General features: G+C 55.9%; 14 protein-coding genes, 1 tRNA gene and 3 pseudogenes. 11 read left to right on the top strand and 7 right to left on the bottom strand.

The window, feature by feature from the left end:
- Nucleotides 1-176: 176 nt before the first annotated feature.
- Together DQG13_RS32050 and DQG13_RS28165 are read left to right on the top strand one after the other, a co-directional pair.
- Nucleotides 177-353: pseudogene (locus DQG13_RS32050) on the top strand (IS4 family transposase); the annotation flags it as partial.
- 59 nt (nt 354-412) lie between these two features.
- Nucleotides 413-1,546 (top strand): annotated as a pseudogene (locus tag DQG13_RS28165) (GTP-binding protein); the annotation flags it as partial.
- 64 nt (nt 1,547-1,610) lie between these two features.
- Here the strand turns inward: DQG13_RS28165 and DQG13_RS28160 are convergent.
- The 4 genes from DQG13_RS28160 to DQG13_RS28145 all read right to left on the bottom strand — a co-directional run bounded on the left by DQG13_RS28160 (nt 1,611) and on the right by DQG13_RS28145 (nt 6,697).
- On the bottom strand, nt 1,611-3,236 hold the full coding sequence (locus DQG13_RS28160; protein WP_113023522.1) for an alkaline phosphatase: 1,626 nt from the start codon (nt 3,234-3,236) through the stop codon (nt 1,611-1,613).
- A 234-nt stretch (nt 3,237-3,470) separates the two neighbouring features.
- A complete protein-coding gene (rsgA, locus tag DQG13_RS28155) occupies nt 3,471-4,538 on the bottom strand; it encodes a ribosome small subunit-dependent GTPase A (RefSeq protein ID WP_397334026.1) in 1,068 nt (355 codons plus the stop codon).
- Between the two features lie 432 nt (nt 4,539-4,970).
- Nucleotides 4,971-5,894, bottom strand: a complete 924-nt coding sequence (locus DQG13_RS28150) for an EamA family transporter (protein WP_113023521.1) — start codon at nt 5,892-5,894, stop codon at nt 4,971-4,973.
- A 38-nt stretch (nt 5,895-5,932) separates the two neighbouring features.
- Nucleotides 5,933-6,697 carry a glucose 1-dehydrogenase gene (locus tag DQG13_RS28145; RefSeq protein WP_113023520.1) on the bottom strand — a complete coding sequence of 255 codons (765 nt, stop codon included), beginning with the start codon at nt 6,695-6,697 and terminating at the stop codon, nt 5,933-5,935.
- Between the two features lie 242 nt (nt 6,698-6,939).
- Between DQG13_RS28145 and DQG13_RS28140 the strand changes: the two genes are divergently transcribed.
- Nucleotides 6,940-7,236 (top strand): hypothetical protein, encoded by a 297-nt coding sequence (locus tag DQG13_RS28140; RefSeq protein WP_113023519.1) that lies wholly within the window; start codon nt 6,940-6,942, stop codon nt 7,234-7,236.
- A 66-nt stretch (nt 7,237-7,302) separates the two neighbouring features.
- A complete protein-coding gene (locus DQG13_RS28135; RefSeq protein ID WP_113023518.1) occupies nt 7,303-7,707 on the top strand; it encodes a hypothetical protein in 405 nt (134 codons plus the stop codon).
- Here the strand turns inward: DQG13_RS28135 and DQG13_RS28130 are convergent.
- Nucleotides 7,633-8,679 carry a YkvI family membrane protein gene (locus tag DQG13_RS28130; RefSeq protein WP_113023517.1) on the bottom strand — a complete coding sequence of 349 codons (1,047 nt, stop codon included), beginning with the start codon at nt 8,677-8,679 and terminating at the stop codon, nt 7,633-7,635. The genes DQG13_RS28135 and DQG13_RS28130 overlap by 75 nt on opposite strands.
- A gap of 92 nt (nt 8,680-8,771) precedes the next feature.
- Here DQG13_RS28130 and DQG13_RS28125 point away from each other — a divergent pair, with 92 nt between their 5' ends.
- Nucleotides 8,772-9,371: a DedA family protein gene (locus DQG13_RS28125; RefSeq protein WP_258525907.1), complete on the top strand. Its 600-nt coding sequence runs from the start codon at nt 8,772-8,774 to the stop codon at nt 9,369-9,371.
- Nucleotides 9,372-9,464: 93 nt separating this feature from the next.
- On the opposite strand, the gene DQG13_RS28120 is transcribed toward DQG13_RS28125, so the two are convergent.
- Nucleotides 9,465-10,151, bottom strand: coding sequence for a hypothetical protein (locus DQG13_RS28120; RefSeq protein WP_113023516.1), 687 nt, complete (start codon nt 10,149-10,151; stop codon nt 9,465-9,467).
- 308 nt (nt 10,152-10,459) lie between these two features.
- Here DQG13_RS28120 and DQG13_RS28115 point away from each other — a divergent pair, with 308 nt between their 5' ends.
- The 6 genes and pseudogenes from DQG13_RS28115 to DQG13_RS28090 all read left to right on the top strand — a co-directional run.
- Nucleotides 10,460-11,032, top strand: a complete 573-nt coding sequence (locus DQG13_RS28115; RefSeq protein WP_113023515.1) for a xanthine phosphoribosyltransferase — start codon at nt 10,460-10,462, stop codon at nt 11,030-11,032.
- Nucleotides 11,033-11,143: 111 nt separating this feature from the next.
- Nucleotides 11,144-11,461: a hypothetical protein gene (locus DQG13_RS28110; RefSeq protein WP_113023514.1), complete on the top strand. Its 318-nt coding sequence runs from the start codon at nt 11,144-11,146 to the stop codon at nt 11,459-11,461.
- Nucleotides 11,462-11,573: 112 nt separating this feature from the next.
- The gene (locus tag DQG13_RS28105; RefSeq protein ID WP_113023536.1) at nt 11,574-11,777 is read left to right on the top strand and encodes a hypothetical protein; all 204 of its coding nucleotides are present in this window, start codon (nt 11,574-11,576) and stop codon (nt 11,775-11,777) included.
- A 231-nt stretch (nt 11,778-12,008) separates the two neighbouring features.
- Nucleotides 12,009-14,216, top strand: a complete 2,208-nt coding sequence (locus tag DQG13_RS28100; RefSeq protein ID WP_113023513.1) for a rhamnogalacturonan lyase — start codon at nt 12,009-12,011, stop codon at nt 14,214-14,216.
- A 163-nt stretch (nt 14,217-14,379) separates the two neighbouring features.
- Nucleotides 14,380-14,464: transfer RNA gene (locus DQG13_RS28095), tRNA-Leu, on the top strand.
- Nucleotides 14,465-14,760: 296 nt separating this feature from the next.
- Nucleotides 14,761-15,042: pseudogene (locus DQG13_RS28090) on the top strand (transposase); the annotation flags it as partial.
- Between the two features lie 89 nt (nt 15,043-15,131).
- On the opposite strand, the gene DQG13_RS31975 reads toward DQG13_RS28090, so the two are convergent.
- A complete protein-coding gene (locus tag DQG13_RS31975) occupies nt 15,132-15,284 on the bottom strand; it encodes a sigma factor-like helix-turn-helix DNA-binding protein (RefSeq protein ID WP_181593043.1) in 153 nt (50 codons plus the stop codon).
- Nucleotides 15,285-15,362 lie beyond the last annotated feature (78 nt).

Raw genomic sequence — 15,362 nt, 5'->3', positions numbered from 1 at the left:
AAGGAAGACGGGGCTGCAACCCATAACGTCTTCCTTTTTCTATGCCCTTTCGCCGCTCCTTAGACAATGAATGGCGCTACAGCCTTCGGCTGCACACGCCATTCATTGTCTCTTATCTCCGCCATGCTTGGCAAGAAAAAACCGCTCATTTCCCGACAGGGAAACTGAGCGGCAACAAGCTCACCGCCAAAGGACTTTCTGTGATTGGTATGGTGAAGGAAATGAAGCAACGCTACCGGGTTCAAGGGAAGCGAATGACACTTCGCGAAGTGTTTCAAAGCCTACCCGCATCGAATGCCAAAGCCATAAAAGGTTCGGTCATCGTGCACACCGCCTGCGGTCTGCCCGTAAAGNCTTATCTCCGCCATGCTTGGCAAGAAAAAACCGCTCATTTCCCGACAGGGAAACTGAGCGGCAACAGCTGCGCGTGGCCGTGATTGTCAATGATATGGGTGAGGTGAACATTGACGCCGCCCTGATTCAATCCGGCGCATCCCTGTCCCATACGGAGGAGAAGCTGGTGTCCTTGTCCAACGGCTGCATCTGCTGCACCCTGCGGGAGGACTTGCTGCTGGAGGTGAAGAAGCTGGCGGAGGAGCAGCGCTTTGATTATATTCTCATCGAATCTACGGGCATAGGCGAGCCTGTGCCCATTGCCCAAACCTTCACCTACCGGGATGAAGCCAACGGAGTCAATCTGACGGACTATTGCCGTCTGGATTGTATGGTTACTGTGGTGGATGCGTATGCGTTGTGGCGGAATTTTTCATCCGGAAACCAGCTGTTGGAGCGCAATGAGGCGGAGGAGAGCGGCGAGGAGCCGGATATCATTGATCTCCTGATCGATCAGATCGAGTTCTGTGATGTGCTGATTATGAACAAATGCGACCGGCTGCAGGAAACGGAGCTGGAGCAGCTGGAGGGCGTACTGCGCACGCTTCAGCCCAGAGCCAAGCTGGTGCGGAGCATTTACGGCAAGGTGGACGCCGCCGAAATTCTCAATACCGGACGCTTCGACTTCGAGGCGGCCAGCACCTCCGCTGGCTGGATGCGGGAGCTGCAGAAGGAGGAGCACACGCCGGAAACGGAGGAGTATGGCATCGGTTCCTTCGTGTACCGCCGCAGGCGGCCTTTTCATCCCGGCCGGCTTTACAAGTTCTTGAGCGACCTGCCCCGGGAGATTGTCCGCTCCAAAGGCTTTCTCTGGCTGGCCTCCCGTTCGGATATGGCCGCCTCCATCGGACAGGCTGGTCCCTCCATCCAGTTTGGCCCGGCGGGGTATTGGCTGGCGACTCTTCCGGAGAAGGAGCGGCAGGTTTATCTGCAGGAAAGTCCGGAAATTTTGAAAAGTTGGGACCCCCAATGGGGCGACCGGATAAACGAGCTGGTGCTGATCGGCATCAAGCTGGACCGGGAAGCGCTCACGGCCGAGCTGGACAAATGTCTGCTGACGGATCAGGAAATGGCGGGGGACTGGAAAAAGCTGCGTGACCCGTTTCCCTCATGGAATGCTCCGCAGCCGGTTCTGGAGGAGATCGGCCAATAGCATACAACAAACAAGGAAGCGCGGATGATTCCGGCTTCCTTGTCTTTTTTTATACGACTGTCTATTAAGGAATGAGATCGACAGCGTCCTGGGGCACAAAGGTGCTGATTCCGTTAAACAGGATGTTCCCCTTCAACTGCACCGGTTGACCGTTAAGCTCGGCAATATTTTTGAAGATATGCAGCTTGAGGCTGGTATTGCCCTTGGTCACCGTAATATAAGGATTGCCTTGGTTGTCTTCCCATGCCACAGATGCACCCTTAGCTTCAAAAGCGTCTCTGGCCGGAACAAACAGCTGCTTGCTGGCTTCATCCAGGCTCACGCCCAGCATCCGGGCCATATACTTGGCTACATCGGTGTTTTCGATCACGCCTGTGGGACGGTCTCCGTTAGGGGAATAGCTGTACAGCACCACGTCTTCGCCTGTATGTCCGCCGGTGGTCCAGCCGATTCGGGCGCGGTCGCTGATCATCGGTCCCACCGTATAGTTGAGGCTCCCTGCTTTAGCGCTTTTGATGGCAGCAACCTCCGCATCGGTCAGATCGGTAATGCCGAAATAGTCCGCCATAACCTCCTTGATGTTGGAACGGTCCGCATTCAGCACCGATTCCAGTCCTTCTCCGGTAAGTTTTGCTTTTTGGAGGGGGGCCAGGAAGGTGGACAGGGGCTCTTTATCATAGGTGCTGGTGGTAGCCTTGTTGCCGATGGTCAAGCCGCCGTTGCCGTGGTCGGTGACTGCAATAATGGCGGTGTCCTTATTGGTTTTGGCGTAATCCAGAGCGACCTTGACCGCATCGTCAAAGGACAGCACATCGCTGATAATCCCCACCGGATCATTGGCATGGGCTGCCCAGTCTACCTTGGAGCCCTCCACCATGAGGAAAAAGCCGTTATCATTTTTGGACAGCACGTCAATGGCCTTTTGGGTCATTTCAGCAAGGGAAGGCTCCTTGTCCGGGTTCCGGTCCATGTCATAGGCCATGGCTGCGGGAGCGAACATGCCCCAGATTTTACTGGCATTGGAGTTCTTCAGCTCCTGCGGAGTGGTCAGGTAGTCATAACCCAGGCGCTCGATTTCGGAAATCAGATTTTCCTTGTCCTTGCGGTTTTCCGCAGCGAAGAACTTGCCTCCTCCGCCCAGAACCACATCCATTCCGGCATATACCTGCTGCTCGCTCAAGGCGTCGTAGTTGCTGCGATCGGGATAATGGGCGGAGAAGTCAGCGGGGGTGGCGTGCATAATCTCCGAGGTGGCGATCACTCCCGTGGATTTGCCGGCCAGTTTGGCCGCCTCCAGAACACTGGCAACGGGCTTGCGCTTGTCCGCTTCGGCAATGGGAGCAAGACCGGGCATGTTGGCTACATCCGGCAGCACGCCGACAAAGCCCGTGTGGGATTTATGTCCGTTGGCAAAAGCAGACCCTGCAGGGGCGGAATCGGCGATGGCCGCATCCGAGGAATATGTACGCACCAGGCCGGAGGCCATTTCGTCCAGAGCCAGAGGGGCTCCCTTGTACCAGCGGGTCAGGGTGGTCCCGCCAACGCTCATACCGTCTGGAATGAGGATAATCACATTCTTGACGACAGGCTGTGCCGTCTCCTGGGCAGCAGCTCCCGCAACGGAAATTCCTGCTGTGCCGATGGCGGCCGATAACAGAATTGCCGCTGTTTGCTTGTGCTTCAATCGCATTTCCAAATTCCTCCCGGGTTGATTAATAGTAAAATTTATTATTTCTACTTCCAAGGTTTATTTTAGTGTGAATAAATTAATGGAGGATTATCAGGATGTAAATTTTACGTATATTTTTGTCGCTTAAACGAAGTTGTAAAAAAATAAACCCTTGCCGCGCGGCGGGCAGGGATTGGCCTGCTTTTTGCCGCGGGGAAGGGCTTTGGTTCTTTTTGTTTTTTGGTGGTTTGCTTTTTAACGGGGCTTGTGGCTGCGCATTTGCTTGTGAATCTGCTTCCATTTGGATTTTTCCTGGAGCTGGAGCTGCCGGTCCTCCTTGCGTGCCAGGTAGGCCAGCTCTTTTTGGAGCTTCAGATAGCTGTTGTAGCGTTCTTCCTCCAGGGTGCCGTCCTCCAGGGCGGCCTGAACCGCACATCCCGGCTCCCGGTTATGGGAGCAATTGTGGAAGCGGCATTGTCCGGAGAGGGTTTCCACATCGGCAAAGCCTGTGCTGATGCCCTGATCCGCATCCCACAGCTGCAGCTCCCGCATGCCCGGCGTATCCAGCAGCAGTCCGCCGTCAGGCAAAAGCAAAAGCTCCCGGTGGGTGGTGGTGTGCCGCCCCCGGCCGTCATCCTCGCGGATGCCTCCGGTGTCCATGGCTTCGCGGCCGATCAGCCGGTTAATCAGGGTGGATTTGCCGACGCCGGAGGAACCCATAAGGGCCACAGTTTTGCCTTGGCCGATATAGGGATGCAGCTCCTCCAGCCCGATTCCGTCCAAGGCGCTTACCGCGTGGACGGGAACCCCCGCAGCGACGTTGTGCACCTGGGCCAACAGCTCGTCCCGGTCTTCGCACAGATCTGCTTTGCTCAGGATGACAACGGGATTGGCCCCGCTTTCCCAGGCAAGGATCAGGTAACGCTCCAGCCGCCGGAGATTAAAGTCCTGATTCAGCGCCTGCACCAGGAAGATGGTATCCACATTGACTGCAACGATCTGCTCTTCCGTCACGGCCCCGGCAACCTTGCGGGAAAATTTGCTGAAGCGCGGGAGCAGCCCGCGGATGGTGGCCCGTCCGTCGGATTCCCGGAGACTGGCCATCACCCAATCGCCCACCGCCGGAAAATCCTCGCGGCCATCGGCCTCATAGCGGAATTTACCGGTCACCTCCGCCAAAAATTCGCCGCTCTCCGAGACGATCCGGTATAGATGCTTGTGCTCCAGTATGACCCGGGCGGGGACGCAGCCCTGAGCCCGGCAGATGTTCGCTTCCTCGTCAAATAAGGGGCGCCAGCCCCATTGTGTCAAAAAGTCGTTCAAAGGGTTTTCCTCCTGCCAAGATAGTATGAGTGGGCAGGTTTCTTTCGCAGAAACCATGCCGGTTTTCTTCGCAGGAGCCCGATCATATGCGGTCAGGACAAGCCTCCCGGCATCGGACACCTGCGGCCGTCTTTTCCATTCGTCAGCAAGTGCATACAACATCATCCTTCCGGAGGTTCAAATTTTAAGGTACGCCTCATAGTATACGCCAAAAAATGCCGCGCCCGCAGGGGAACGGATGGTTATAGTCAAATATTCCGCAGCCTCGTAGGAGAAGAGAAGGAGGGGGCTGATAGCGGAAAGGGATTTCCGCTAACAAAAAAGAGGGATTAGCGGAAAATGGGTTCCGCTAATCCCTCTCCAAAAACAGCTTGATCCCCGATAGCGGAAAAACGGTTCCGCTATGGGCCACCGCCCACGCCAAACGGCCTGCTACCCCAGCAGCCGCAGCGCCAGCACACCGGCGAAGGCCAGGATCATGCCGGCCAGCTCCAGCGGCTTCACCCGCTCCCGCAGGATGATCCACGCGTACAGCATAATAATCAGCGCATTCAGCGCAATAATGGCGGAGACCAGGCCGGTGATGCCCATTTTCATGGCGGGCATCATCAGGATCATGCCGGAGATGTTGGTTACGCCCACAGCCATGCCGATCCCCACCGTTTTGCCCAGGCTCCAGCGGGCCGCCTGCTTTTCTTCTGCGGCAGCCGCAGTCTCTTGGCGGGCCAGGGCGGCATCAGCCCCGCCCCGTCCCGTCAAGGCCTGCTGCCGCTTCCGGTTCATGCCTGCGGTAACGGCGAACAGCAGCCCGCCGGTCACGTACATCAGAACAAGGGTGGGCAGCGTTTCCCCTCCGGACAGCGCCGCCTGCTTGCTGGACAAATCCGTAAAGGCGAAGGTGACCATGGCCAGCAGCCCCCACTGGGCGCCCTCCATATTGCGCAAGCTTAAGCCCCCGGCGCTTTTCACCAGCAGCCCGGCGCCCAGAATTACAACAAAACATAAGGTTTGTCCCACACTCAGATGCTCGTCCCACAATACCAGCGCCGCCAGGACGACGATCAGGGGTGGCAATCCCACCAACAGCGCCACCAGCGAGGCTTTGCCAACGGCAAACCCCTTATGCATGGCGGAGTTGGATATAAAGGAGAACAGCCCCATGGCGATGCCTACTGCCGCACCCGCCGTCCAGGGCTGTCCCCAGAAAAGATTCAAACCCAAAGCAACCACCGCTCCGCAAACGTACACGCCGAACAGCAGCACATTCCGCTCTGCCGGCTGCCGGGAGGTCCATTGGTACAGAATTCCCCTCAGTCCGAAACAGCCTGCGGCAGAAGCCGCCAACAACAACCACATGTCTACCAGGTCCTCTCTAGATGTTCATTATTGATCTTTCATTCTTCATAAATCATCTTGATGGTCATGCCGCCGTCCACCACCAGGTTCTGCCCGGTGACAAAACCGGCTCCATCCCCGCACAAATACAGGCAGGCGGCGGCAATGTCCTCCGGCGTGCCCACCCGCCCCACCGGGTGCTGCAGCCGATCCTTTTCACTGTGAAAAGGAGTGACGGACCGGGCCCCCAGCTGCCAATCCCGGGTTTCAATCCAGCCCGGGCTTACCGCGTTTACCCGGATGCCGTATCCGCCGAGGCTCACCGCCATGGCATGGGTCAGGGCAAGGATGCCGCCCTTGGAGGCGGAATAGGCTTCCGTTCCCGGCTCCGACATAAGAGCGCGGGTAGAGGCAATATGGACGATGCTGCCGCCTGTGCCCTGCTCGCGCATCCGTCTGGCCGCCAGCTGGGACGCCAAAAAAGTGCCTGTCAGGTTCACCGCAATGACCCGGCTCCAATCCTCAGCCGACAGCTCCAGCACGGGCGCATTTTTTCCGATGCCCGCATTGTTGATTAGAACATGAATCTCTCCCAGCTCCAGGACCGATACCCGCAACCACCGTTCCACATCCTCCCGGACCCCCATATCCGCACAGCAGAAAATCCCTGTTCCGCCTGCTTCGTGAATCATCCGGATCACCTCAAGCCCCGCCTCCCGGTCCGTATCGCACAGGGAAACGGCATAACCCGCTTCGGCCATACGCAAGGCCACACAGCGGCCAATTCCTTGGGCGCCTCCCGATACAAGCGCTGTTTTCGCCATTTGCCAACCTCCCCCCAAAGATAAACTACAAACATATTACCACATCCGGCTGTTTTCACTCCATCCCTGCGCGTAAAAACGTTGCTTTTTGGCGGCGGCTTGGAATACTATAGAAGTAGCCTATCATTTTTCCCACAGCTATGCTTCCGATGTCGGCTTTCCTTCGGAAAGCCCATAGCTGATGCTTCCGATGTCGGCTTTCCTTCGGAAAGCCCTTAGGTTTATGAAAGGAGGCCGCCGTAGTGACCTTGCCGGAGCAATCCCATTCCGACAGAGAAATCAGCTACCGTATCGGCTGGAAAAAAGGTAAAATCCATGTGCCCGACAACCCTTCCCGCGAAGCGGACCCTACAGAAAATGTCCATATCGCTGCCAATCAGGCTCAAGAATTGACCCAACCGGCAGACCCTCTGCTGGCGATAATCTGGAAGCGGGCGCCCTATCCCGGCTGGAAAGCCGCTTTTTGGGCTGCCGCGGCGCTGCCTGCCGCCGGTTTTGCCGCTATTGTCTGGCTGGTGTCCCGGCTGACCCAAGGCTGAGGAGAGCGGGCCGGTTATGCGCCGGGGTGCCGCATACTTTTTCTATAGATAGGAGGGCACTTGTTCATGTTGTATACCCTGCTTCAGATATTTGCAGCCGTTCTCGGCTTGGCCGTCATAGGCGGAGCCGTTTATACCGTATGGCGGATGTTTCAGGCAAAAGGAAAAACCGGCGCTCCCGGAAGGCTGGAACGCCAGCTTCTGCTCCGCTGGACGGTGTTCGATTATGCCGTTCTGGCCCTGGTGCTGGTGGGGCTGGTATTCCTGCTGGCCGACGTGGTCGGCGTCATCAAGGACCGGGATCAATATCCGTATTACCATTACGGTTATCTGTTGTCCGGATTTATTTTCTCATTGGTAGGACTGGTCTTTATGCTGGTCCGGCTGGCCATGGTGCTACGCCTTGCGAACCCAGACCCGGCGCCGGTAGACCAGGGCAACAAACCAGACCAGGCTTACCACGCCGAATAGGGGATAAAGCACACCGAGCAGGCGTCCGAAGCCAATCTGGCTGATCAGATAACAGCCCAACAGGATCAGCGGGATCAAAACGGACATCCGGAGGCCTGAACGCTGCTTCAGCTGGAGGCCCAATCCGTACACATTGGAGAGAAATGTGGTCAATATTTCCCCGAAGATGACCAGCACATACAAAAGCTGCACGACTCTTCCCAGCGGCTCGATCAAATGGCCCATGGGAATTTCATAACGGATGATGCCGGGCATTTGCGCCGAAAGGGTATAGTGGCAGGCAATGAGAAGTCCGCCGATGCCGATGCCGCCTGCGATGCCGCCCCAGTACAGAATCTTTTTGTTGGGAATGGCTTTGCCCAGCGGCACCAGCACTGCCTGGGCCATGGCCAGATTGTAGGAAGTGTAAAGAATCGGCGAAAACCAAGCCCTGTGCCAGGGAAGGTTTCCCTCCAGGGAAACCCAGTTGCCGGCTCCGGGGGAACGGAGGGTCACCCATACGATGGCACCGGTAAACAGGATCATGATCGGCACTACCACCGAGTTTACCGTTAGAATGGCAGCCATCCCTTTGTGCAGCAACAGATAAGTCAAGAATAGCGTGAGGAACAGGCCGATTTGAAAATGCAGGTTCATATGCTCGTGAAACAGGGAACCGGCTGCAGCCAGCATCACCGAGGTGACGCCGAACAGAATCAGCAGGGTGAACAAGCTGACGGCATCGCCAATTTTGGGGCCAAACAGCTCCTTATTCAGATCCTCATAGGATTCCGCGCCGATTTCATTGGCGATGAGCATCAGCTTGACGCCTACCCACACAAAAAGGGCCGTTGCAATCCCGATGGTCGCCACGGCTATCCATCCATATCTGGTGAAGAACAAAAGGATTTCTTTGCCGGTTGCGAAGCCTGCGCCGACGATAGTTCCCATATAAGTAAAGGCTATCTGCAAAATTTGCTTCAAATTGCGCATTGGCGCTGCCACCTCCTTTCCATTCCGTTAGTACAAGGGTATGATAGAAAGGACAGGCGCATGACTTGTAAAATGAACTGGAGCGTGTTTCTGTGCTGGAATTGCTTAAGGACTGGATTCTGGAGTTCGGTTACCTTGCCATGTACGGGTTTCTTGCTGTGGGGATCATTGGGCTGCCGGTTCCGGACGAAATTCTGATGACCTTCATCGGATATCTGACTTCGCTGGAATGGTTTTCGTACTCCCTTTCCATTGCCGTCTGCTTTTCCGGCTCTATGACGGGCATGCTGGTCAGCTACGCCATCGGCCACAAAATCGGCAAGCCGTTTCTTACCCGTTACGGCAAGTGGATCAAGCTGACGCCGAAAAGGCTGGACAAGGCGGAGGGGTGGTTCAGGCGCTTCGGGCTGTGGACCGTGACCTTCGGTTATTTCGTGCCCGGTGTGCGCCACTTTACCTGCTATCTGGCCGGCATCAGCGGTGTCCGGATTTGGAAATACCTGCTTTACGCAGGCTCCGGAGCGTTGGTTTGGACCGTTACCTTTATCACATTGGGCCGGTTTATCGGCTCTAATCTGGATTTTACCACGAAGGTGGTACACCGCTATATCGGCATTGGCGTAGGGGTTGCCGCAGTCATTGCCTGTTTGGCCGCTCTGATCGTGCTCCGCGGGCGCAAGCGGATTATCTGAAGCTGCCCCGCGCAAGCAAACAGCCGCCGCAGGCTGCTTCTCCCCGGGGGAACAGGCATCTGCGGCGGCTGTTTGCTTCAACTGCATATTGGGTTATTCGGCTCTTCCGAACAGCTTGATGGATTGGACGGTTTTGCTTTTGGTGTCGATGTCCAGCTTCAGGACGGTGGTTTTGGTCTTGTAGGTCATGACATAATCCGTGCTGGAATCAGGCTTGCCAAGCGCCTTGGCCGCTTCGGCGGTGGTCTGGCCAAGCCGGAGGCTGTTTAAGCCCGGGTCCTCCCCGGAGCTGGTCACTTCTATGAATTCAACCTGCTTCAGGGAATTAAAGCCGATATGAAAGCCATCATATTCATATACGTTGATCGGGTCTTCCGCATCGTCCATCAGATAAGTGCTTTTGGGGCTGCCGTGAAGCTTGGCGACATTGTCCTGGGGATCTCCTATGGCTACGCCCATAAGCAGCGGCTTCTCTACTGTATAGAGCTCGTAGGTTTTCTTGGGCTTGGACGTTGCCGCGGGGCTGGGTTTGGCATCGTTGCCCGCCTGCTGGACATGGTTGTTGGAGGATGCCGTTTTCTCAGGGGGCGCAGTTTCCGCCGTTGTAATTACGGAGCCGGCTCCGGGACTGGGCGGGATAGTTGCTGCAGTTGCGGCTGCGGAAGGCTTTGCCGTTGCAGGCGCTTCCGCTGCATTGGTGCTGCCGCATGCCGCCATTGCAATGGCAAGGGTCATGAGCATTCCGGCTGCTGCCGCCTGGCTGAACCATTTTTTTAACATGGAAATCGATCCCTTCTTTGAAGCCTAAGGGCAGGATAAATGCCCAACGGCGTCCTGTGATACCGGATGTAGTCTATCATACCTCCAAAGGGTTGCCATAAACAATACTCAATTGGTACTAAATCCACACGGGGATGTTTCACAAAAATATTTTTCCAATTATTTATATAGACAGTTTGTCTCGGGGAAAAGTTGCGATTTTGCTGAAAAAAATATAAAAACCTACTTGAAATGCCCGAATTTCCTATGGTAATGTTACAAGGATTAAGACGAGCGAAAAAAGGCGCTGCTGCGGAGGGGTTTGGTCTATGGATCGGTTAAAGGAAGCAATTATACGTCAGGGAGCGGTGCAATCCGGCAATGTCCTTCAATTGGATGCCATCCTCAATCATCAGGTGGACCCTGAGCTGATCATGGAAATGGGCGAGGAATTTGCCCGGCGTTACCGGGAATCGGGCGTCACCAAGGTGGTCACCATTGAATCTTCGGGGATTCCCATCGGCTTTGCCGCCGCCTACAAGCTGGGTGTGCCCATGGTGTTTGCGCGCCGCAAAAAAACGCTGACCACCGACAATGATTCCTACTGCGAACGGGTGCCCTCCTTTACCAAGGGAATCGTCACGGATCTGATGATCTCCAAAAAGCTTCTTTGCCCCGAGGACCGGGTGTTGATTATCGATGACATTATTGCCAACGGGGATGCGGTGAGAGGCGTGATCCGGATTCTGGAGCAGGCCGGATGTACATTGGTCGGCTTGGGCATTGCTGTGGAGAAGGCCTTCGAGAAGGGGGCGCCGGCGCTGCGGGAGGCCGGGATCAGGCTGGATTCCCTTGTCCGGGTAGCGGCGGTGGATGGCAGCGAGGTCCGCTTTACGGATTAGTTCATATTAAATCGATACGAAAAAGCAACATTTTCAAGCTCTCTTTGACTTCCCCGTTTTGACATTTTCGATTATAATGGTGGGGAAGAAGGCAGAGAGGAGGCACTTGACATGGGGGAGAATACCATTCCGGCAGAATACCTGCTGTCCAAGCTGGTTGAAGCGAAGGTTCATTTTGAGCGTGCCCTTGAATGCAAGCATACCGAGTTTGATGATTTGTATCCTTATATGATCGAGCATCCCCAGTTTTTCTGGTATAAGCGGTATGTCGCCTGGTCCGAACTGTTGACGATTGTGAAGCTGTGCAACGAGCTTCATGTGGACTGGAACGGGGAGTTTTCGGAGAAGCAAGCGGAATATATCTCCAAGCGTGTAATGTCTGCGACAGTGCTGGATTACTGGTTTGAATCCAAGGAGCATGTCGGCTGACCGTGAACGTATAGCATGCACTTATTTGTCCAATACTTACAAAAGTCTGACAGCAGAAGATCTGGACGGTTTTTCGTCCGGGTCTTTTTTGGCGAAATGGGGGAAGACGGCGATGGTTACCGAGGAAATGCTTCAGCAATTCCGTCTCTCCGGGGCGAAGGTCCGGGTCTGCCGGGACGCCGATCCGGCCAATGATGTCCGGGGCATCGTTGTGGCGTGGGACGGGGAGACAGTGCTGCTCCGCAAAGCCAACCGAAAGCTGCTGAAGCTGAGCCGGGAATACCGGTTTGAGGCGGAGACGTCGGAGAGTGAATAAAGAGTCGAATATGGAATGAAGCCGGGGGATTTCCTAGGGCGTGTTTGCAAACACGGCCTAAGGGAGCCGCCGGTTTTTTGCGATTGTCATTATTTTTTCCGTTTGCACTTTCTTGCTTGCCGGGGAAAATCAAGAATGTCCGATTGCCTGCAAGCCGGATTGGGAATAAGGTTAAACATGTGAAGTGGAGAATATGAGAATATCAACGCTTTATGACATAGGAGGATACGGATGAGTGTGCAAATGGAGCAATTAAACCGGGGGCTGGCGGCAGTCTGCACCTCCGAGGGGATATTTGTCAGCTGGCGGCTGCTGGGCCAGGAGGTCAGCGGCGCCGCGGAGCGCGGAATGGCTGGCGCGGATTTTAACCTGTACCGGGATGGAGCGAAGATTGCCACAGTAACGGACAGCACCAACTATCTGGACCGGGAGGGCTCGGCCGGTTCGGTATATGCGGTAGCGGCGGTGGTGAACGGGAAGGAGCAGGGGCCTTGCGCCGAAGTCCGGCCCTGGGAAACCCCCTACCTGGAGATTCCGCTGCAAAAGCCTGCCGACGGGGTTACCCCCGCAGGCCAAAGCTATACCTACAGCGCCAATGACATGAGCGTAGGCGATGTGGACGGCGACGGGGAGTATGAATATATCGTCAAGTGGGACCCCTCCAACTCCAAGGACGTTTCCCATGTGGGCTATACGGGGAATGTGTACCTGGACTGCTATAAGCAGGACGGCCGTCTGTTGTACCGGATTGACCTGGGGGTTAATATCCGGGCGGGGGCCCATTACACCCAGTTCCTGGTGTATGACTTTGACGGTGACGGCAAGGCGGAGCTGATGTTCAAAACGGCGCCGGGCACCCGGGTGATCCGTTACGCTGGCGGCGCGCCGGTGTCGGAGGCGTATATTACCCTTCTGCCGGAGGACGCGGCGGCAGGATACAGCCACACGGACGACTACCGCATGAGCGGCGCGGATTATGCGGCCCATGTGGCGGACATGTTCCAGGGCTGGCATGCCCATGAGGAAGTGGTGGCCGGACGTTGGCCGGCCACTCTGGAGGAGTGCTTCGGCATTGCTCCCCAGTATGCGTATCCATTGTCCCGGGAGGATGCGGAGAAGCTGGCGGACTATTTCCTGGATGTGTACGCCCCTTCCCGGAGCCCGCGGAACAAGCTGCGGGAGTTTGAAGGCTTTATTCTCAGCGGCCCCGAGTATCTCACCGTCTTCCGCGGCGATACCGGCGAGGAGCTGTCCACTGTGCGCTACAAGCCGGGCCGCCATGATGACGGGCTCATGTGGGGAGACTATTCCTGGAACCGGATCGAGCCGGGCAACCGGGTGGACCGTTTCCTGGCGGGAGTGGCCTATCTGGACGGCCGCACCCCTTCGGCGCTGTTCGCCCGCGGCTACTATACCCGGGGCACCATGGCCGCGTACAACTGGGACGGCCGGGAGCTCACGGAGCTGTGGTATACCGACAGCGGCTGGGTGACCATGAACAATCCTTTTGCCGATACGCTCCAAGAGCAGAACGGCCGCAACCCGGGCTTCGGCGGCTTCGCCAGACAAGGCGCACACGCCCTGTCTACCGCCGACGTGGACGGAGACGGCTGCCAGGAGATTGTCTACGGTTCGGTCACCCTGGACCAGGACGGGAGCATTCTGTACAGCTCCGGCGGCATCCTGCCGGAGGGCGGCGTGGCCCCCGGCGAATACGCCAAGCTGGGCCATGGGGACGCTCTGCACGTGGCGGTAGTCGATCCTGACCGGGAGGGCCTGCAGATTTACATGGTCCATGAGGAAGGCAAACATGCCCCTTACGGGTACACCCTGCGGGATGCGGCCACGGGAGAGGTGCTGTACGGCGCCTTCGCCACAGAGGATGTAGGCCGGGGGATGGTGGGCAAGGTGGAGCCGGAGGTGCCGGGGCTGCAAACCTGGTGCAGCGAAAGCCACCTGGCCCATGAGCCCTCCAGAGGCCTGCGCTCGGCCAAGGGTGAAAAGCTGAGTGAGCTTGCGCCGGGCACCAACATGAGCATCAAGTGGGGGGCGGACATGACCACCCAGATCATCAGCGGCACCTTCGACCAGGATGTGACCATCGAGGACTGGAAGCGGGGCACCCTGCTGACGGCGGAAGGGACCCGCTCCAACAACGGCACCAAGGGCAATCCGTGCCTGGTGGCGGATCTGTACGGCGACTGGCGGGAGGAGCTGGTGGTGCGCACAGCGGACAGCACGGCCATCCGCATCTACATGAGCACCGAGGTGACGGACCGGAAGCTGTACACGCTGATGCATGATCCGCAATACCGGACAGGGGTAGCGTGGCAGAACGTGGTGTACAACCAGCCCTGCTACACCAGCTTCTACTTCGGCACCGACATGCGGTGGGACAAGGTGCCGGTTCCGGATTTGCATCTGCCTAAAGCCAAGTAACAGCTATTCCTAAATCCATGCCACTGCCGCCGGTCCGGTCGATCCGGCCGGCGGCTGCGGCTGATTTTTCAGAAAAGTAGAACTTTAGTCTCGGGGTTTGACTTTTCATTGGGGCCATGGTATATTTCTATTTGTCCTCCTCGAGAGGAAAACAACAAAATATGCGGTCGTGGCGGAATTGGCAGACGCGCTGGATTCAGGTTCCAGTGGACTAATACTCCGTGGAGGTTCGAGTCCTCTCGACCGCACTATATTTACAATTGAAACCCTTCTGCGGAAGGGTTTTTTATTTTATGTTTTAACATGGTATCGTAAAGATAATATGACCGATAGCGGCTAAAGGAGATTCTGAAATAGCTCGAAAGCAAAAACGAGAGGAAGAGACCAAACAAAGAAATTGAATTTGCTTCCTGCTACCAGTTAGAACCTTGCATGAAAATATTCAAGCCTTCAATCTGAAATGGCACAGTTGAGAAACAGGCTGTCTTGAGAAAATACGAAATAAACTGAAAGAAATAGATCGTGAAAATAAAGTTTTTGGCTCGTTGTCACCCAATTTGTCAAAGACAACTTGGAATCCATCATGAAGGCAGAAATCCAGCAGTTCATGCAAAACGAGCAAGCCGGCGAACGCAACAGCGCTTTTCACACCCAACTCTTTGAGCCGTATCAGCGGCGGGACGGTTGGCTGGAGGAAGCGGTCATTCAGATGTACAAATGCGGCATGGGCACCCGGGATGTGGCCCGGTTCATCGAGAGCATGTTTGGCAGCCACTACTCGCCTACCACCGTCAGCAACATCACCGCGACCGTATTGGAGGATATCACTTCCGGCATTATCGTTTCCCTCCTTTCCGCAAACTCTCGCTTATCAGAAAAAGCGGAAGGCCGCGGATTTGAGAGAGTACTTTGAGTTTATATCTCGAGGTGACTTTTAAGTTTATCTAGCAGTAATCGCTTAGCCCTGCTAACAGCTTGTTGAGTTATTCCTAGAGTTCGGGCGATTTCGGTATCCGTTTTTTCTTCATAAAATTTTGCAAACAGCAACCTCTTTTCCATTGAATTCAAGGAACGAATGATGGCTCTTCGCCGTTAGCGATGCAAACAGCAGTTAGTAGTCATTAAAACCTTTGAAAATCGGACAAG

This window comes from Paenibacillus sp. YN15 (genome assembly GCF_003285005.1).
Taxonomy (GTDB): domain Bacteria; phylum Bacillota; class Bacilli; order Paenibacillales; family NBRC-103111; genus Paenibacillus_AR.
The sequence above is the reverse complement of the archived record's forward strand: the minus strand, read 5'-3'. Positions and strand labels throughout refer to the sequence as shown.

Bases quoted from the DNA above. Each gene is read 5' to 3' on its own strand.
- DQG13_RS28160 (WP_113023522.1), bottom strand. From the start codon at position 3,236: ATGCGATTGAAGCACAAGCAAACAGCGGCAATTCTGTTATCGGCCGCC.
- DQG13_RS28150 (WP_113023521.1), bottom strand. From the start codon at position 5,894: ATGTGGTTGTTGTTGGCGGCTTCTGCCGCAGGCTGTTTCGGACTGAGG.
- DQG13_RS28145 (WP_113023520.1), bottom strand. From the start codon at position 6,697: ATGGCGAAAACAGCGCTTGTATCGGGAGGCGCCCAAGGAATTGGCCGC.
- DQG13_RS28135 (WP_113023518.1), top strand. From the start codon at position 7,303: ATGTTGTATACCCTGCTTCAGATATTTGCAGCCGTTCTCGGCTTGGCC.
- DQG13_RS28130 (WP_113023517.1), bottom strand. From the start codon at position 8,679: ATGCGCAATTTGAAGCAAATTTTGCAGATAGCCTTTACTTATATGGGA.
- DQG13_RS28120 (WP_113023516.1), bottom strand. From the start codon at position 10,151: ATGTTAAAAAAATGGTTCAGCCAGGCGGCAGCAGCCGGAATGCTCATG.
- DQG13_RS28115 (WP_113023515.1), top strand. From the start codon at position 10,460: ATGGATCGGTTAAAGGAAGCAATTATACGTCAGGGAGCGGTGCAATCC.
- DQG13_RS28110 (WP_113023514.1), top strand. From the start codon at position 11,144: ATGGGGGAGAATACCATTCCGGCAGAATACCTGCTGTCCAAGCTGGTT.
- DQG13_RS28105 (WP_113023536.1), top strand. From the start codon at position 11,574: ATGGTTACCGAGGAAATGCTTCAGCAATTCCGTCTCTCCGGGGCGAAG.
- DQG13_RS28100 (WP_113023513.1), top strand. From the start codon at position 12,009: ATGAGTGTGCAAATGGAGCAATTAAACCGGGGGCTGGCGGCAGTCTGC.